This is a genomic window from Flavobacterium sp. (assembly GCF_031422135.1).
Classification (GTDB): Bacteria; Bacteroidota; Bacteroidia; order Flavobacteriales; family Flavobacteriaceae; genus Flavobacterium.
Window position 1 is genome coordinate 1 of sequence record NZ_JANOQD010000051.1, and the last position, 18852, is coordinate 18852.

General features: G+C 33.3%; 20 protein-coding genes and 1 pseudogene. 12 read left to right on the forward strand and 9 right to left on the reverse strand.

Annotated features, from left to right (window positions below; all coding sequences use genetic code 11):
• From RMO70_RS07175 to RMO70_RS07190, 4 genes are all read right to left on the reverse strand, one after another.
• Positions 1–780, reverse strand: a 780-nt coding sequence (locus tag RMO70_RS07175; RefSeq protein WP_310555744.1) for a lamin tail domain-containing protein, incomplete at its 3' end; no start/stop codon positions are given.
• 164 nt (positions 781–944) lie between these two features.
• Positions 945–1286 carry a T9SS type A sorting domain-containing protein gene (locus RMO70_RS07180; RefSeq protein WP_310555745.1) on the reverse strand — a complete coding sequence of 114 codons (342 nt, stop codon included), beginning with the start codon at positions 1284–1286 and terminating at the stop codon, positions 945–947.
• A gap of 104 nt (positions 1287–1390) precedes the next feature.
• Positions 1391–2575, reverse strand: a complete 1185-nt coding sequence (locus tag RMO70_RS07185) for a hypothetical protein (RefSeq protein WP_310555746.1) — start codon at positions 2573–2575, stop codon at positions 1391–1393.
• Positions 2576–2791: 216 nt separating this feature from the next.
• Positions 2792–5572, reverse strand: a complete 2781-nt coding sequence (locus tag RMO70_RS07190) for a carboxypeptidase-like regulatory domain-containing protein (protein ID WP_310555747.1) — start codon at positions 5570–5572, stop codon at positions 2792–2794.
• A gap of 178 nt (positions 5573–5750) precedes the next feature.
• On the opposite strand from RMO70_RS07190, the gene RMO70_RS07195 reads away from it, so the two are divergent.
• Positions 5751–6440 (forward strand): response regulator transcription factor, encoded by a 690-nt coding sequence (locus RMO70_RS07195; RefSeq protein WP_310555748.1) that lies wholly within the window; start codon positions 5751–5753, stop codon positions 6438–6440.
• A complete protein-coding gene (locus RMO70_RS07200; RefSeq protein WP_310555749.1) occupies positions 6441–7499 on the forward strand; it encodes an ATP-binding protein in 1059 nt (352 codons plus the stop codon). It abuts the gene before it with no gap.
• Here the strand turns inward: RMO70_RS07200 and RMO70_RS07205 are convergent.
• On the reverse strand, positions 7496–8542 hold the full coding sequence (locus RMO70_RS07205) for a glycosyltransferase (RefSeq protein WP_310555763.1): 1047 nt from the start codon (positions 8540–8542) through the stop codon (positions 7496–7498). The genes RMO70_RS07200 and RMO70_RS07205 overlap by 4 nt on opposite strands.
• Before the next feature lie 109 nt (positions 8543–8651).
• Here RMO70_RS07205 and trmB point away from each other — a divergent pair, with 109 nt between their 5' ends.
• The 7 genes from trmB to RMO70_RS07240 all read left to right on the forward strand — a co-directional run bounded on the left by trmB (position 8652) and on the right by RMO70_RS07240 (position 14174).
• Positions 8652–9326, forward strand: a complete 675-nt coding sequence (gene trmB / locus RMO70_RS07210) for a tRNA (guanosine(46)-N7)-methyltransferase TrmB (protein WP_310555750.1) — start codon at positions 8652–8654, stop codon at positions 9324–9326.
• A 15-nt stretch (positions 9327–9341) separates the two neighbouring features.
• Complete coding sequence (locus RMO70_RS07215) at positions 9342–9977, forward strand: lysine transporter LysE (protein WP_310555751.1); 636 nt, start codon at positions 9342–9344, stop codon at positions 9975–9977.
• Between the two features lie 2 nt (positions 9978–9979).
• Positions 9980–10303 (forward strand): MGMT family protein, encoded by a 324-nt coding sequence (locus RMO70_RS07220; protein ID WP_310555752.1) that lies wholly within the window; start codon positions 9980–9982, stop codon positions 10301–10303.
• Positions 10304–10560: 257 nt separating this feature from the next.
• Positions 10561–11280, forward strand: a complete 720-nt coding sequence (locus tag RMO70_RS07225) for a hypothetical protein (RefSeq protein WP_310555753.1) — start codon at positions 10561–10563, stop codon at positions 11278–11280.
• Positions 11281–11487: 207 nt separating this feature from the next.
• Positions 11488–12621 carry an Mrp/NBP35 family ATP-binding protein gene (locus RMO70_RS07230; RefSeq protein ID WP_310555754.1) on the forward strand — a complete coding sequence of 378 codons (1134 nt, stop codon included), beginning with the start codon at positions 11488–11490 and terminating at the stop codon, positions 12619–12621.
• An 80-nt stretch (positions 12622–12701) separates the two neighbouring features.
• Complete coding sequence (locus RMO70_RS07235; RefSeq protein ID WP_310555755.1) at positions 12702–12941, forward strand: NifU family protein; 240 nt, start codon at positions 12702–12704, stop codon at positions 12939–12941.
• Positions 12942–13121: 180 nt separating this feature from the next.
• Complete coding sequence (locus RMO70_RS07240; RefSeq protein ID WP_310555756.1) at positions 13122–14174, forward strand: NAD(P)/FAD-dependent oxidoreductase; 1053 nt, start codon at positions 13122–13124, stop codon at positions 14172–14174.
• Positions 14175–14202: 28 nt separating this feature from the next.
• Here RMO70_RS07240 and RMO70_RS07245 read toward each other — a convergent pair whose 3' ends face one another.
• Positions 14203–15069: a DMT family transporter gene (locus RMO70_RS07245; RefSeq protein WP_310555757.1), complete on the reverse strand. Its 867-nt coding sequence runs from the start codon at positions 15067–15069 to the stop codon at positions 14203–14205.
• A gap of 102 nt (positions 15070–15171) precedes the next feature.
• Here RMO70_RS07245 and RMO70_RS07250 point away from each other — a divergent pair, with 102 nt between their 5' ends.
• A complete protein-coding gene (locus RMO70_RS07250) occupies positions 15172–15729 on the forward strand; it encodes a heavy-metal-associated domain-containing protein (RefSeq protein WP_310555758.1) in 558 nt (185 codons plus the stop codon).
• Between the two features lie 48 nt (positions 15730–15777).
• Here RMO70_RS07250 and gldD read toward each other — a convergent pair whose 3' ends face one another.
• From gldD to mutY, 3 genes are read right to left on the reverse strand one after another with little or no spacing between them, the layout of a single operon-like run.
• Positions 15778–16341 carry a gliding motility lipoprotein GldD gene (gene gldD, locus RMO70_RS07255; protein ID WP_310555759.1) on the reverse strand — a complete coding sequence of 188 codons (564 nt, stop codon included), beginning with the start codon at positions 16339–16341 and terminating at the stop codon, positions 15778–15780.
• 8 nt (positions 16342–16349) lie between these two features.
• On the reverse strand, positions 16350–16772 hold the full coding sequence (locus RMO70_RS07260) for a single-stranded DNA-binding protein (RefSeq protein ID WP_310555760.1): 423 nt from the start codon (positions 16770–16772) through the stop codon (positions 16350–16352).
• A 41-nt stretch (positions 16773–16813) separates the two neighbouring features.
• Positions 16814–17845, reverse strand: a complete 1032-nt coding sequence (gene mutY / locus RMO70_RS07265) for an A/G-specific adenine glycosylase (protein WP_310555761.1) — start codon at positions 17843–17845, stop codon at positions 16814–16816.
• A gap of 128 nt (positions 17846–17973) precedes the next feature.
• Here mutY and RMO70_RS07270 point away from each other — a divergent pair, with 128 nt between their 5' ends.
• Both RMO70_RS07270 and RMO70_RS07275 read left to right on the forward strand, forming a co-directional pair.
• Positions 17974–18264 (forward strand): HU family DNA-binding protein, encoded by a 291-nt coding sequence (locus RMO70_RS07270; RefSeq protein ID WP_310555762.1) that lies wholly within the window; start codon positions 17974–17976, stop codon positions 18262–18264.
• A gap of 390 nt (positions 18265–18654) precedes the next feature.
• A pseudogene (locus RMO70_RS07275) lies at positions 18655–18852 on the forward strand (ribonuclease E/G); the annotation flags it as partial.

Here is an 18852-nt window from a genome sequence, read left to right on the forward strand (position 1 = left end):
TACTTTAGAAGTAAGTACTGCTTTGCCTAATACATTGTATATTACGGCTGTTTTATCAGCACCATTGCTTGATGTGATGTATAAGCTTGAAGATGCAGGGTTTGGATACATTTTTAATCCAGAAATAGCATTTTCTTGGATGCTTAAAGGAGGGCAAGCATTTAAAGTAGTAGCGGTATTTCTTGGTAAAACATTTCCTGAAGTAAAATCGGTTGCATTATTATTCGTATCAGTACATCCACCTGAATTTCTTGAAGCTGAAGTTGTACTAAGAAGTGCTGTTCCAGTAGGTCCAGTTCCTTCAAATCCTGTTGGCGTTGTTCCATATCCAACTTTATCAACAACTTGAGAATCTGTAGGATTTGCACCAGTGACAAAAACTGTTGAATTTGCTAAAACAACTTTTCCAGCTCCTCCAGCCATTGGTATTCCAGTTACAGGTGTGCTGGCTGTACTAACTCCATTTAAATCAGGTGTTGGCAAAGCAATTCCTATTGCTGCATTTGCTGCTTCCTGTATCAAATAATATTGACCAGGTTGAAGCATTACATTTGGCAAATCTGTTTTTTGTGTCCATGTAGTTCCAGTTGCTGATGTATATTGAACAGACCATCCATTCAAGCTTTGAGCGACTGTACCACGATTAAATAATTCGACAAAGTCATTTAGATATGTTGCTCCTGTATTTCCACCACCACCATATACTTGACTAATTACAACTTGTGCATTAGCAGATAATCCTAAAGCCAACAATAAACTTAAAGTGTAAAATTTTTTCATTTTGATTTTTTTTGTTAAAAATAGAGTGTAAATATAATAAGTAATTTAATTACTTGATATAATGTGATGTAAAAAAATCATTAAGTTTTTTTTCTCACTCTTTGAAATGTGTTTTACTAGGTCTGTTGTCTACCGTTCAAGTCTCCTTCATCGAAACGACAGAATTACTTAATAATCAATTTTCTAGTGGCACGAAGTTCGCCTTCTTTAATCTTGATTATGTAAACGCCAGGCGTGAGCGAGGCTACATTCAATTCTTTAGTCGCTATAGTTAATTGCATTACACGCTTACCGAGCACGTCAAATATTTCGATGTCTTTCTCTACATTGCTTTTGGAAGTGATGTATATTTTGCCATTCCCAACAGGGTTTGGGTATATGCTTAGGTTTTCAAAAGGTTGGTCCTGGTTTTTTCCTGCCAATGAAAAATCCTTGCCTTCTTGGGCTTGTACAGCCAAGGAAAACAAAAAACACAGGAATGTAGTATAAAAGTAATTTTTCTTCATTGAAGTTTCTAGATAATGTAAAGATATAAATTTATTTCAAATACTATACCAAAAAAAACGCTCCAACGTAAATTGGAGCGTTTTAGTATAAAAAAATTATTTTTTTATTGCAATAAGTTCACTCCATCTACTACTGCCCAAGCACCAGGTGTGATTGTTGCTCCTGTAGCTGTAGTACTCAAAGTATAAAAATCGACTGGGAATACTGGAGTTACTCCTGTTACTCCTGCAAATTGAGTAGTAGTACCGTCAATTTTTACATTTGTCAATTTGATTTTGCTTCCTGAAACTTGTCCAGTATTTGTTGCTGCGTCTTGAATACGTACTGCTGTAGCATTTGTATCAGTGTATCCAGAAATTAAAATATTTGAAAAATATCCGTTTCCTTGTTTTTTGAATTGGATTGCGTCATATTCTACTGAAGCGTTTTCAGTCAATGTTCCTGAAGCTCTTTTTAAAGTAATGTTTGTAACTACTGGCCAAAAAGCGTTGTCTACACTTTTAGACTCAACTTCCATACCAAAGTTTGCTGTTCCTGTTTGATAAGCATACCAGTTACTGTTGTTTGCACCTCTCCAACCGTCTTGCCAGTCGAATGAATCGTCAAAATTCCCGTAAGAAATAAGGTTAGAAGCACTTACAGTTCCTCCATAAAATTCAAATCCGTCATCAGCACCTTTATAAGATACTAAATTTTCCAATACAGTTCCAGAACCTACAGAATAGAAAGAGAAACCATTCATTTCGCTTGTTCCATCCGTGATTTTTTTACCTGCATATTCCACACGAACGTATCTTAAAGTTCCACCATTGTGTGTGGCATTTGTTCCACCATAAAGATATGCCGTTCCAGCCTCATTTGTTAATCCGTCTTCTGCAGAAGCAGAAGCCACAGAGGCAGCACCTACAATAGGGGCATTACCATACATTATAATTCCTCCCCAAGACCCAGGTACTTTAGTAGCGTGTGTCATTACAATAGGTTCAGCTGCTGTACCATTCATTACAAGTTTACCACCATTTTCTATAACTAAGGCATCAACACCATTAGTTACATCGGCTGTTATAGTTGAACCTGCATCAAAAGTCAAGGTAATTCCTGATTTGATTTTTACAGTTCCATTTAAAGTATAGTTTCCTTTAACGTACGTTTTATTAGCAGTTGCATTTCCTGTTATTTCACCACTTCCTAAAGCCGGTGGAAAAACAGGGATAATAGGATCGTCACTTGAAGTACAAGCGGTAAACATTGAAGCAAGGATTGAAATACTTAAAATTAATTTTTTCATTGTATTGTTGTTTATAATTATTTGTACAAAAATATTTTAAAAGCAGTTGTTTTTAGTTATCAAATGGTTATTGTTAGTTTATAAATAAATAAACATAATGTAAAGTTTAAGTTAATCGGTTAACATATTTTTTACAGCCAAAAATATATCTTGAAGCAAAAAACCCATTTGTAATTTTTTTACAAATGGGTTTTCAGAATTTAGTTAAGATTGTACTTAAAAAGTATAACTTATGTTTAAAGAAAAACCAGTTCCTCTTTTGTATTCTCTCAATGTCAAATCTGACTCAGAAATAGTTTGTGTGCTCTTACTTCCTAATTCTCTTTTAAATGTTGGATCTAAAATGTTGTTAACAGCTAATTTTGCTTCAATATTTTTAGATAATTTGCTTGACCAAACAAAATCCATTTTGTGAAAAGGTCTTTCATAAATATGATCTATTCCAGCTGTTCCTACGGTATAAATCCTATCTCCTGTTACTCCATAAACTACTGATATGGTATTTTTCATATCCTCATTAAATTCAAAATCGTATTTCAGGTCTGAATTAATTACCCAGTCAGCTGCACCTTGTAATGCTCTTGTTGAGTTATTTTCAAGAGTGTTTAAAGTAGATCCTGTTTTAACTTTTGTTTTCATAAGCGATGTGTTGAATCCCCAAGAAAATTTATTTAAAAAAGGACTGATTCTTTTTAGCTGTAACAACGCCTCAATTTCGATTCCATAAACAGTTGCTTCTTTAGAGTTGTCATAACTCACGATTTGTCCACCACTACTTCCAGTAGGTATCAATACACGCTCGATTGGATTTGTAATTTGTTTTCCAAAAACACCAACCGCTATTAACTCGTTGTTGTTAGGAAATAATTCATATTTTAAATCTATATTAATATTATCACTATTTAACAAATTAGGATTTCCTCTTTCGACAGTTCCATCAGGATTTACATATTCAATTGGAATAACTTCAGAAGTTATAGGGCTTGTTAATGTTTTTGAACCAGCAAAGCGAATATTATTTTTTTCGTTTAAAATATATTTCACATTTACAGATGGAAGAATATCTAATTTTTCATTTGTTTTTTTTCTAAAATTACTTGTAAATGCATCTCCAACTTCTCTGTATTTAATTTCTCTAACTGAATTTTCGACACGAACACCACCGTTTAATTCCCATTTTTCTCCAAAATTAAAGAAGCTATTTACATATCCAGCATTTACATTTTGAAATAATTTATTTTTAAAACTTCCAGGAGATTCTTCGGTAAAGTTTAATATTCCAGAATTTACATCCGTATTAATGACTTGATTGATGTCGTTCAAATTAGTAACATAAGTACTTGCAATTAATGGTTTTCCAAACAAGAATCGGTATGATGTTACCTGTTCGTTACTGAATCCGTTATAGCCAAAAGCCAGTTTGGTTGCTTTTCCGTTTTCTTTTTCCTTAAATTTAATGCTGTACTCTAACATTCCTGAGAAATATCTATCGCCTGACACATCAAGAAACTGACGAATTAAAGTGTTTCCTCCATAAGAATGCTGAATGTCCGTATCGTTTAATTTTCGTCCCCTTATAAATTTTCTATCAGGTTGCCCAAAAGCCGTTTTTACATACGAAAAACCACCTTTTATGGAATGATTACCATTTTTAGTAATGTCATAATTGGCTAAAATTTGATTGTTCCAATAGTTTGATTCTTCAAATGTGTTTTCACGAATAATTATATTGTTGTCTGTAGACAAACTGTTTGTATACCCAAGGTTATCAATTATTGCACTAGACGTAGAGCGTAACATAAATGAATTTACAGCTATTGCAAAACGGCTTGATTTATATTTTACACCAAACAAGCCTGAAAAAGTAGTGGAATAATCGTATTCGGTTTCTATTAAATTATTGTCATAGTTACCTTGTCCCTGATTGAAAGTTCTATTAACACCTTGAAGGACTTTATACTTGTTGTCTCCATTGAAAGAGAAAATATAGTTTATAGACTTGTCATTTTCTAAACTAAATTTTTCTGCATGCAAAAAACTCAAACTGTTATTTATGGGACTTGTAGTTGAATCAACATTCCATGAATTTTGTTTTGAAGTTTCTTTGTATTCGGCTGCGGTTAATATTTTTCCAGAAGGTCTAGTTCCAAATTGTGATGGAAGCGCTCTATCTTTTCCTAAAAAACCAAGAAAACCTTGAGTTGTATTTGCATCTTCAGAGATTAAAAAATCTTCGTTGTTATTCCCAGTTGTAAATCCAAATCCAGTACTTAATTTGGTAATGCTTGTTCTTGGTTGTGCTGTTTCAATGTTGATAGTTGCGCCTGCAAAATCTCCAGAAATATTGGGATTAAACGTCTTGAATACACTCAAAACACCTACAATGTCTGTAGGAAACAAATCCAACGGAATTATTTTCTTAAAAGGGGAGTTGGATGGTGCTTGTAAATCGTTTATCAACAAGTTGTTGTACCTTTCTTCTAATCCACGAACAAATAATCCACGAGATTCTACTTTAGAAATACCTGTAATTTTTGTCAAACCACTTTCTACATTACTCACTCCTTTGCGAGACATCTCTTGTGCTCCAATACTTTGTTTGATTTCAACTGCTTTTCTTTGATCCAGTAACAAGGCCGTTTCTTTTTCGCGACTTGTAGTGGCTTTGATAACCACATCTTCCATGGTAACACTACCTGAGCCTAAGTTTTCGTTTAATTCTTTAGTCTCATTTGCAGCTATAGAAAAAGCTACTTCTTTGGATTCATATCCTAAAAAGCTAAAAACAATAGTATGATTTCCTTCGGGAACTTCAATACTGTATTTTCCTTCCATATCAGTAGTTACCGCAAGGGAAGTTCCTTTAATGGCTACATTTGCAAATGGAAGCGATTCTCCTTTAAGATCATTGTCAGAAATTTTGCCTGTAACCTTGCCTGTTTGTGCTATTGCTACAGTGGCAAAAAATAAGAATAAAAATGAGAATTTGAATTTCATTACAGTGTGTTTTATTTTTGTGCAAAGAAACGGTCGTAATGCAAAGTTGTTGTTACGCAAAGGTTACGTTTTAGTTTTGGTTGTGTTAATTTAACATTATGAGATTAAATTTTTGTTACCCATATTGTTTGGTTTAAATTATAGTTACTTTTACATTAAAAATTTAGGAATACTAAATATGAAAAAAAAAGATATAAAGATCCTATTGGTTGATGATGAAGCTGATATTTTAGAAATTGTTGGGTACAATTTAACGCAAGAAGGATATCAAGTTTTTACTGCAGAAAACGGTAAAGAAGCCATTCAAAAAGCAAAAAAACACATTCCACATCTTATTATTATGGATGTAATGATGCCAGAAATGGATGGGATGGAAGCCTGCGAAAACATTAGAAAACTCCCAGAATTAAGTCATGTGATTATTACTTTTCTTACCGCCAGAAGCGAAGATTACTCTATGGTAGCTGGATTTGATGCTGGTGCTGACGATTATATTACCAAACCCATAAAACCTAAAGTTCTAGTAAGCAAAGTGAAAGCACTCTTACGACGATTAAAAGATGAAGCGGAAACCGCAAATAGTGAAACTATAAATCTAGGGAATATTATTATTAATAGAGAAGAATACAAAATAATTAAAGAAGATGTTGAAATTATTTTACCTCGAAAAGAGTTTGAATTATTCTATCTGTTAGCTTCAAAACCAGGAAAAGTTTTTAAGAGAGAAGAGATTCTAGACAAAGTTTGGGGAACCGAAGTCGTAGTTGGAGGTCGTACTATCGATGTGCATATCCGTAAATTAAGAGAAAAAATTGGCGAAGATTTATTTAAAACCATAAAAGGAGTTGGATATAAATTTGAAAATTAAATGAATTTTAGCTTAAAAAAAACATACAAGTTTGCTGTAAAATCCACTTTGTACATTACCTTTTTTGCAACTGGAATTGCATTTCTTTTATCCTATTTTATATTAGATATCAATCCTGTTGCGTTACTAAAATTTTCGATATTATTCTTTATTTCTGTTGCAGCATTCTCCTTGTTTATTTTGCAGTATCGTACCGAAAAATTCATATACAGAAGAGTGAAAAAGCTCTATGACGAAATCTCATTTCTGGATTCTAATTCTTTTTTGAACCAATCATTAAGTACTGATTTATCTGAAATTACAAGTCAGGTTCAACAATTTGCTTCTGATAAAAAACTAGAAATCAAAGTATTAAATGACCGAGAAGATTTCAGAAGAGAATTTATAGGCAACGTGTCTCATGAGCTCAAAACACCTTTGTTTACTGTGCAAGGGTATATCTCAACATTGCTTGATGGTGCAATGAAAGATAAATTTATTAGAAAAAAATACCTAGAACGGGCAGAAAAAGGAGTAGAGCGATTGATTTATATTGTTGAAGATCTGGATACTATTGCAAAACTCGAAATGTCAGATGGCAAGCTTGAAATGCTCCCTTTTGATGTTGTTAGTCTAGTACAATCTGTAATGGATTTACTCGAAATGAAAGCCGATAAAAAAGACATCACATTAACCTTTGATGAGAAATATTTGAGACCAATTATTGTAATAGGAAATTATGACAAAATTCAACAAGTAGTCACCAATCTAGTCGAAAATTCTATAAAATACGGAAAAGTTGGTGGTTCCACAGAAATAGGTTTTGAAGCCATTGCAAATCATAAAGTCCTAATAAAAATTATGGACAATGGCGAAGGAATTGAAAGGCTAAATTTACCAAGACTATTCGAGCGTTTTTATCGTGTTGATAAAAGTGGGGCTCGATCCGAAGGTGGTTCAGGCCTAGGTTTAGCTATAGTAAAACATATTATTGAAGCGCATAATGAAAAAATTTATGTAGACAGTACTTATGGCAAAGGTTCCGAGTTTTCATTTTCTTTGCCAAAAGAAAAAATTTAAAAAGCAGCAAACAGCGATTTCCAGTTTACTTCATTTTCCACAGTTTGAATGCCACTGTACATCGGTATTTCTAATAAATTCTCTATTTTAAAATCATCTTGGTTGGCAAACGGAAAGAAATTATTTTTCTTTAATCTTCGGGCTAAATATTCTTGCTCATATTGACCTGGAGTAGGAATAAAGAAGGCTTTTTTTCCTAGTTTTGCTAAATCCATTATGGTAGTATAGCCAGAACGACATAGTACCATTTCACTTTCATTAAAAGCAATTTCTAATTCGTCTGAATTCATATAGTTACAAAAAGAAGTGTTGCCTATTTGACCTGTTTTCTTTTTTTCTTCAATAATGCCTTTAACAAACAATACTTTTCCATCAAATTTTAAAACCGCAACACTCAATTTTTCTTCAAGCATTGTTCGTTGAGGTTCAGGACCAGAAAGGATGATCATCAAATCGTATTTTTTTGGCAACTCTTTTTTTTCCAATCTAGAAAGTGGGCCAATGTATTTTAATTTGAGATCAGAATTCTTTAAATGACCTAGTTTTCCTGTCAAATTTGGTTTTTCTTTAAAATCTGGGACCCAACATTCGTAAAATTTTTTTACAATATTTTGATGCAATTTACTGGTTATCCAAGACGTATTGCCTGTCAAAACATTCAATTGATGTGTGATAAAAATAGAGGGGATTTTTTTGCTTCGAACACCCAATCGATTGTCTGAAATAATGCCACACAAATTATATTCAGTAACCCAGTCTTTTATGATTTTCTTTTCGTTAAGAATAGCCGAAATCATTTTTGGGCTATTCTTTAACATTTTCCATTTGAAATTTTTACCATTTTTTGCATACTCAATTTCATAAGAAGGCAATTCAAGAGTTTGTAGTGTTGGAAATTCTTTTCGCAACATTTCAAGAGCCACTCCATCTGAAGCTAGGATGGGATTAAAGTTGTTTTTAACTAATGCTCTGATTATTGGTATGCATCTTGTAGCGTGACCTAAACCCCAATTAAGTGGAGCAACGAGTATGTTTTTTTTTATTTCTTCCAAAGATTTTAAAATAATATATTAATAAATTATTATCAATAAAGATAAAACTATTTCAATTGCTATATATTTCCTTAATTTTACCAAAATATTAAGTAATATCGTGGGAAGTAAAAATAAGTTAAAAAGATTTGGTGAAAACGAAACATTTGAAAATGTTTTTCAACCAACTCGTGAGGAAGTAGTTTCTAATTCATTTGCATTAAAAGGCAAGTGGAATCAAGATTTTTTTAAAAACTCAAATCCAATTGTGTTAGAATTGGGTTGCGGTAAAGGCGAATATTCTGTTGGATTGGCTCAAAAATTTCCAAATAAAAATTTTGTAGGTATTGATATTAAAGGAGCTCGTTTTTGGCGAGGCGCAAAAACTGCTGTCGAAACAGGTTTGCATAATGTAGCTTTTGTACGCACACAAATTGAACTTATCAATCATATTTTTGCCGAGAATGAAGTCGATGAGATATGGATTACTTTTCCTGATCCACAAATAAAATACAAACGCACCAAACACCGTATGACCAATTCAGAGTTTTTGCAATTGTACAAAAAAATATTAAAACCAGACGGAATTATGAATCTTAAAACCGATTCAGAGTTTATGCACGGTTACACTCTTGGGTTACTTCACGGTGAAGGACATGAGGTGCTGTATGCCAACCATAATGTTTATACAAACGAAGGTTCACCAGAGGAAGTTACTGAGATTCAGACTTTTTATGAGAAACAATATTTAGAAATTAACAAATCAATTACGTATATTCGTTTCAAAATAAAGTAACTTTTAAAGTGTAATATGACCGTTTTACTTCCGTTTTTATCAGGACTCATCGCTTCTATTCTTGGAATTTTTCCGCCAGGATTAATCAATATGACAGCTGCAAAAGTGAGTGTTCAAGATGGAAAAACTAGAGCGATGTTGTTTACTTTTGGGGCTATTTTAATTATTTTTTTTCAAACATTGGTAGCGTTAATTTTTGCAAGTTATATTGATAGTCATCAAGAAATTGTGATTTTGCTTCGTGAAGTTGGGTTTGTTATTTTTGCTCTATTGACAGTGTATTTTCTTTGGATAGCCAAAAAACCAGCGCCAAAAAACAAAGACGTCGTTAAAATTAAAAGTAAAAAAAGTCGTTTTTTCCTTGGAATGCTTTTGTCAGCAATTAACTTTTTCCCAATTCCTTATTATGTGTTTGTAAGCGTTGGTTTAGCATCATTCAATTATTTTACTTTCGATAAAATTTCAATTTACACCTTTGTTTCGGGAGCGGTTTTGGGATCGTTTGGTGTTTTTTATGCCTACATTGCTTTCTTTAAAAAGATTGAATCTAAAACGGATTTTATTATCAAAAATATGAACACCATCATAGGATCTATAACTGGAGTCGTTGCGCTTGTAACGCTTTTCAATATTATTAAATATTATTTTTAGTTTTGGAAGCCAATTTTTTTGAACGCGTTTATGCAGTAGCCAGACAAATTCCTTATGGCAAAGTCACTTCCTATGGAGCCATTGCAAAAGTTTTAGGAACAGCACGATCTGCTAGAATGGTGGGTTGGGCTATGAATGCGTCTCACAATATGGAAGATGTTCCAGCGCACCGTGTCGTGAACAGAAAAGGTTTGCTAACTGGAAAACACCACTTTGACGGCACCAATTTAATGCAACAACTATTAGAAAGCGAAGGCATTGTTGTTATTGACAATCAAATTATTGATTTCGAGAAAGTTTTTTGGATGCCAGAAATGCAGGTTTAAAAGTTTTAGTTTAACCCGTTGGGTGTAATTTTTTTAAAGCTAATTAATTGTGATTTGTCACACTGAGCTTGTCGAAGTGCACTCTTTTTAGTCTTTACTTCCTTTGTCAGCACAAGCTAAGCTCAGACTGACATTATCTCTTAATTAGACTTTGATTTTAAATAGATTTAATAATTCTAATGTGATTTATTTAATTGCACCCAACGGGTTTTTAGTTTAATGAGATATTATTTCTATTTTTGCCAAAAAAATAAAAAATGAAAAAAATAGTAGTGTCCTTTTTTTTGGTAGTCTTTACTTCAACTTTTGCACAAGATGTGAAAATTAAAGACGGAATAGTATTTTTAGATAAAAAAGAAATAGCCAAGATAGCAACTGAAAAATTTGTTTACAAAGTGTCATCGCTAGATGATTCATATTCTATAACAATAACTAAAAAATTTGTCGAACTACCTAGTCCTATAACTTGGTTAGAAATGAAAGATGAAAAACAAAACCTTTCTAACGAATTCAATTTTGAAAAATTTTCTCCTTTCGGAATTGAAAAAAGCGTTATAAAAACAATGATTATTAAGGATTTTTTAAATGCAAATGGTTTAAATACGGCAACAATAAATGCTTTTCTAACGGGCGAAAAAAATAATATATCTGAAAAATACCTAGGGAATCAAAACAAAATTGAAGAAGAAAATAAATTGGCGGACAGTTACAACCTTATTATCGATGATTTAGGAAATGTAAAAAAATCAGGAAACGATATAATATTATGTAGAATAGAATTAATTTTAAATCAAAATCAAGGAGTTGAGAAATATATTGTTACTGATAAAAAAAATAATATAATAGCCACTTGGTTGCCTAAAATGGCTACATATCCTGGTTATAAAGAGTTTTTAAATGAGGAAATAATACTTTCGACAAGAAAGTTTTTAAAATTAAATTTGACAATAGCGGTAATTTTGTTGGATACAAAATGAGCAAGGACGTAACTGCAAAAAATATAATTAATAAATTAGCAGTCAATGGTTATATTTCAATGTAATAATTACAATTGTCACTAACAAAACTTTATCATTTGTCTATCTAAACTTTGCAACTCTTAAACTTTGTCACTTTGCAACTTCTTCACTATCTTTGCAATCTAAAATCAGTTTAAATAAAGATAACTGAAATTAAGATACACAATGAAACTAGACAGAAAAGAAATCCTCAAAGCATTAGAAGCCATTTCAATTGCTGGCGAAGGAAAAAATATGGTAGAAAGCGGTGCGGTAACTAACGTGATTACTTTTGGCGACGAAGTAGTAGTCGATTTAGTCTTGCACACACCAGCAATGCACATTAAGAAACGTGCCGAAGACGACATTCGCAAACTAATACAAGAAACTTTTTCGCCAGAAGTAAAAGTAAAAGTCAATACAAAGGTAGAAACTCCAGAAAAAGCAAACGAAATAAAAGGAAAAGCTATTCCTGGAATCAAAAACATTATTGCAGTAGCGTCTGGAAAAGGCGGCGTAGGAAAATCTACGGTTACTGCAAACTTAGCCGTAACATTAGCCAAAATGGGATTCAAAGTTGGAATTCTTGATGCAGATATCTATGGGCCAAGTATGCCCATAATGTTCGATGTAGAAACCGAAAAACCTCTATCTATCGAAATCAACGGAAAATCCAAAATGAAACCCGTAGAAAGTTTCGAAATAAAAATTTTATCTATTGGATTTTTCACCGCACCAAGTCAAGCCGTTATTTGGCGAGGACCAATGGCTTCCAAAGCATTAAACCAAATGATTTTCGACGCACATTGGGGCGAACTCGACTTTATGTTAATCGATTTGCCACCAGGAACAGGTGATATTCATCTTTCCATAATGCAATCGTTGCCAATTACAGGCGCAGTCGTAGTTAGTACGCCACAAGCCGTAGCACTTGCCGATGCTAAAAAAGGGGTTTCAATGTTTCTTTCAGATGCCATTAACGTTCCTGTTTTGGGAATTATAGAAAATATGGCGTACTTCACACCAGAAGAACTGCCAAACAACAAATATTACATTTTCGGAAAAGAAGGCGCAAAAAATCTAGCATTAGACCTTCAAGTGCCATTTTTAGGTGAGGTTCCAATCGTGCAAAGCATCAGAGAAGCAGGTGATTATGGTCGTCCAGCCGCCTTGCAAACAGGATCCGTAATCGAGACAATTTTCGAACAAATTACCCGAAACGTAGTACAAGAAACCGTAGCCCGAAACGAAAACTTACCAGCTACCGAAGCCATCAAGATTACAACAATGGCAGGTTGCAGCGCAGTAAATAAAAAATAGATTATTTGACTTTTAGATTATTCGATTACAGTATTTTCGAATAATCTAAAAATCGGATAATCTAAAAATCTAAAAAAAAAATGACAACAGAAGAATTAACTCTAAACGTCGAAAAAGCGCTCGAAGAAATCAGACCATTCTTGAATTCCGATGGCGGAGACATCACGTTAATCTCAATCGAAGACGAAAAACACGTCAAAGTCCGTCTCGAAGGTGCTTGTACCTCTTGCAGTGTCAGTCAAATGACCATGCGAGCAGGCGTAGAAACCACCATAAAACGATACGCACCACAAATAGAAACCGTGGTCAATGTAGCCTAAATAAAATATCCAGAGCTTGACGATGGAGGGCGTGACCCTTCGCAAAAAGCTACGGGTCGGGCTTTCCGTTGCAAGTCCTCGCACTTCCTTCGTCAGGCTGTGGGCTTTCCACTTCAATCCCTCACGCAAACAAAAACTTAGTATCTCAGTAACTTTGTAACTTTGAACCTTTTCAAAAAAATGATCAAAACAGACATACTCATCATCGGAGCAGGACCTACAGGACTTTTTACCGTGTTTGAAGCAGGACTTCTCAAACTAAAATGTCACATTATTGATGGTTTGCCACAACCTGGCGGACAACTTACCGAACTGTATCCCAAAAAACCAATTTTCGATATTCCTGGCTATCCAGAAGTATTAGCTGGCGATTTAGTCGATAATCTAATGGAACAAATCAAGCAGTTTCAACCAGGTTTTACCTTAAACGAAAAAGCAGAAACCATTCAAAAACTCGACGACGGAACATTCATCGTAACTACTGACAAAGGAACCGAACACCACGCCAATTCAGTCGCTATTGCTGGCGGATTAGGAAGTTTCGAACCTAGAAAGCCACTCATCGAAGACATTGAATTCTATGAAGACAAAGGCGTAGAATATTTTGTAAAAAACCCAGAGCTTTTCCGCGATAAAAAAATAGTGATTGCCGGCGGAGGCGATTCAGCGCTAGACTGGAGTGTTTTCCTTTCTAATGTAGCTTCCGAAGTCACTTTAATTCACCGCCGAAACGAATTTCGGGGTGCTTTAGATTCAGTCGAAAAAGTTCAAGAACTCAAGCATTCAGGCAAAATACACTTAATAACACCAGCAGAAGTTGTAGGTTTAAATGGATCAGAACACCTAGAATCTATTGATATTGATGAAAATGGCGCACATCGCAACATAAAAACCGATTATTTTATTCCGCTCTTTGGACTTACACCAAAACTCGGTGCTATTGCCAATTGGGGATTAGAAATCGAAAAAAACGCCATAAAAGTCAATAACGCCTTAGATTACCAAACCAATATCGAAGGAATTTATGCCATTGGCGATGTCAACACCTATCCAGGAAAACTAAAACTTATTTTGTGTGGTTTTCACGAAGCAACACTAATGGTGCAAAGTGTTTACCAACGAATCAATCCAGGAAAAAAACATGTATTAAAATACACGACTGTATCAGGAATTGATGGTTTTGATGGCACTCGAAAAGAAGCAGAAAAAGCAGTTGTAAAGGCTATTGAATAACACTTAAATTCCCAAAAAGGGTTATAGTTTACTTCCTACTCGCCATATAAACCCCAACTAATATTATGAAAGCCCCTAAAAACTGAACAGGCGTAAGCATTTCGTTGTCTAATAATCCCCAGCCAAAAGCCACAACAGGAATCAAATAGGTTACGGAAGTGGCAAAAACAGGTGACGATATTTGTATCAATCGAAAGAAAATCAAATTCGCTATTCCAGTGCCTACAATACCCAGAACAGCAACAAAGAGCATAGAATGTTGTGCTTTAGGCAAATAAACAACTTCCGAGAACCCAGAAAAACTTAAAACAACTAGGGCAGGAATAAGCAAAACTGCAAAATTCCCCACACTAATACTCATAGGTGATAAATCAGATAAATATTTTTTAATCAGATTTACATTCGTTGCGTAACACAAAGAAGCGATAACAATGAAAATTGCATAAAAATAATTCTGATTAGGATTGTTAATAGCGCCATTGTAAACCAGTAATATACTTCCAGCTAACCCAATCAAAACGCCAATTATTTGCCCTCTTTTAAACGTTAATCCAAAGGCTAAAATTCCAAGAATCAAAGTATTCATAGGAGTTAGCGAATTCAATATGGCGCTCACTGAACTGTGTATTTGTGTTTGCGCATACGAAAACAAATACACCGGTAAAAAGGTGCCAAAAAAAGCCGTCATTGCAACATATTTCCATTGAATGTGTGGAATTTTTGACAGGGATTTGAAACCAATTAACAATAGAAAAATGGATGTAAAAATAATTCGCAGCGATCCAACCTGAAAAGCGTTAAGTCCAACCAAGCCACGTTTGATAAGAATAAATGAACTTCCCCAGATAAGTGAAAGTAAAATCAATAAAAACCACTTATTATTTTTTGATAACATACTTTTGTTTTGAATTGCCAAAATTCTGTTATTTTTATGAATAACGAATTGTTTTTTATATATTTTTGTTATAATAATTTGAAAACTTAAATTTTATAAAAAATGAAAAATATCAAAGTACTACTTGCAACACTTATCATTACAGCCACAGTATTTGTAAGCTGTAAAAAAAACACAGAAGAAGCAGTAACTGAAACTACTATAACTTCATCAGGCGCAATTGCTAAAGCTGAAACAACCACTTTTAACATTGATGGAATGACTTGCGCAATGGGTTGTGCTAAAGTTATCGAAAACAAACTAGTTGATCTTGAAGGAGTACAAAAAGCTACCGTTGATTTTGACAAAAAAACAGCTACAATCGAGTACGATTCTAACATTCAAAACCCTGAAAAAATTATTGCTACAGTTGAAGCGGTTGCTAATGGTAAAACCTATAAAGTTTCTGGTGTGAAGAATTCTGCGGATAAGGCAATGTTATTTCAAGAGCCAACTCAAGAAAAAGACAAAAAAGTTGAGAAAAAGAAAAGAAAATCTAAAAAATCTTTGGAAGAAGCTGCTGTAAGTGATGCTCCAGCTGTTGCAAAAGAAGAAAAGAAATCAGGTTGTTGCTCAAGCAAAAAATCTTGTTCAGCTTCAGAAAAACCGGCTACAATGTAAATCAAAAGAATATTTTATAAAATATAGGCTCGCAATTGCGAGCCTATATTATTTCCATTTCAAGCTTTCCATCAAAGCTCTCAAATCATTTTTTATATAATCTGCAGCTGGTAAAACAGAGTCATAATTGGGTTTTGCGTAAAAATAAACAGATCCTACCAGAAAATGTCGTGTGCTGTCGGTTAAATAAAACTGTGATTGAGAAGCAGCATTTCCACCTACTTCATAAAACATTCCATACGATTTTTTTTCTTTGTTTACATAAGGTTGTTCTAGAATATCATCCGCTTTAATCACATGTTCGTAGGTTAGTTTTTGTGCATCACGTAGTAAAAGAGTAATATTGTTAGTTACAGGCTTGTAGTTCAAGTACACCGTTGCTTTCATTGATGGATATTCAATGTCAAAATTACAATTGCCTTTATCAACTACTTTTCCCAGAGTATTGTAATTGAAACTAAAACCGCAGTTTTTGTCAAATTTACTGTATTTGGGAGTAGGATAATTCAAACTCAAATAACTTTTAGGTTTGGGTAAGACATCATTTTTGCAACTTATAACGCAAGTAGCAATTAGAGCAAACGGCAACAAAGAAAAATATTTAGGAAACATATATAGTATTAAAAAGGTAAATCGTTTTCGATATTTGGATTAAATGTATTGGTTTTAGCTGCTTCGGTTTGAGATTTAGAGTTGTCAAACTCTTTTTTGGTGCTCAAAAAAGTAAACTCCGTTACTTGAATCTCTGTAGTGTGTTTGGTGGTGCCGTCTTCAGCTTGCCATTGTCTTGATTTTATTCGACCTTCCACATATATTTTATCACCTTTTGATAAATATTTTTCGCAAATCTCGGCCGCTTTATTCCGAACCGATACATTGTGCCATTCGGTTGAGGTTATTTTTTCACCTGTAGTTTTGTTAATATATACCTCGTTAGTGGCTAGCGGAAATCTTCCAATACAATTACCACCATCAAAATAATGCATCTTGACATCTTCGCCAAGATAACCTATTAACATAACCTTATTTAATGTCCCACTCATTTTAAATCTGTTTGAATAATATCAAAGGTACTTATATTTAATTAAAACTTATTATTCGCAATAAAATTGTGAATCACAATTGGAAATGGATAGGTATTTAAACGCTCAAAGTCCAATCCGTTTTCGAAAGTTGTATTTTGTTTTATTTTCCAGAATTTAATATGCAAATGCTGATGACTTAATTTGTGAAGGACTGTTTCGGAATCCATCAATACAATTTCGAAAATATTGTTGTTTTGATTGTTGATTAGTTCTAAAATAGTCATGTCCGATTCTTCTATTTCGGTTTCCACCAATGGGAATTCGTACAAGTTATGCCAAATTCCTTTCATTGTGCGCTGGTTTATTTGGGTTTTGTTTTCAGCGTCCAAAACAAACAAATAATTCAAAAAGCGATGTTTTACTTTTGTTTTTTTGATTTTCAAGGGCAGTTTATCTACTTTTTTCAAAGACAAAGCCAAGCAGCTAGTATTTAAAACACAATTGCCACAGTTTGGGCTTTTTGGAACGCATTGCAAAGCACCAAACTCCATAATGGCTTGATTGAACAATGCTGGATTTTCTTTTAGTATTATTTCTTGAGCCAAATCAGTAAATTCTTTTTTTGCTTTTGCTGAAGCAATATCCGTTTCGACATTAAAATATCGGGAAAGCACACGATACACATTACCATCAACAACAGGAACCACTTCGTTGTAAGAAAAAGAAGCAATTGCAGCAGCAGTATACTCACCAACGCCTTTTAGTTTTAATAAATTTTTAAAATTAAGTGGAAAAATTCCGTCTAAATCAAAAGCAATATGTTTTGCTGTTGCGTGCAAATTTCGAGCTCGCGAATAATATCCTAGACCTTGCCATAGTTTTAAAACTTCTTCTTCGCTAGCGTTTGCTAAATCAAAAACAGTTGGAAAACGAGACGTAAAGGCTATATAATAGGGCAATCCTTGTGCTACTCGAGTCTGTTGAAGCATAATTTCGGACAGCCAAATATGATACGGATTGATTGTTTTTCGCCACGGCAAATCACGTTTATGCTCTAAATACCACGTTGTTATTGTTTTACTAAATTTCATTGTTAAGAATTGGTTAGCAAAAATAAAAGTTTATGTGATTAAATTTTAATCAATTAGGTTAAATATTGTTTAATTTATTTATATATTTGCACTCTCAAAAAAATACATAAACTTAATTACGAATTAAAATGACAAAAGCAGATATCGTAGCTAAAATTGCTGACAAATTAGGAATAGAAAAAGGTGATGTACAAGCTACAGTGGAATCTTTTATGGAAGAAGTAAAAAATTCATTAGAAACTGGAGACAACGTTTACCTAAGAGGCTTTGGTAGTTTTATCATCAAAACTAGAGCTGAAAAAACAGGAAGAAACATTTCTAAAAACACAACGATTAAAATTCCAGCACACAATATTCCAGCATTTAAACCTGCTAAAGTATTCGTAGAAGGAGTTAAAATAAACAACGAAACAAAATAATGTATTAATCAATAAAACAACAAGATTATGACAAGTGGTAAAAAAAGAAAAAGACAAAAGGAAGCAACGCACAAACGTAAAAAACGTGCAAGAGCTAACCGTCACAAAAAGAAAAAGTAGTTCTAAACTACTTTTTTCTTTTTTAAACGTTCATTGAAATTGAGGAAAAGACAAATAGATAAAAGACAAATAGATAAAAGACTAAATCTTATTATCTAAAACATTTTTATCTAAAAATCTACTTTTCTCCCAGGTAAAAACCTGTAATGTTTAATCCATCTGTACTAATTTAATTTTAGATTTTAGATTTTAGATTTTAGTTTTTTTTTTAAATCTATTATCTATTAATCTATTATCTATTATCTAAAAAATGCAGATAAAAATTTACATATGAATAAAGAATTGATTATTAGATCTAGTTCTGAAGCTGTAGATTTTGCCTTATTAAAAGATGGAAAACTAATTGAATTACACAAAGAACAAGAAACAAGCAACTTCCAAGTTGGTGATATTTTTATTGCCAAAATAAGAAAACCCGTTGCTGGACTGAATGCCGCTTTTGTAAATGTAGGCTACGAAAAAGACGCC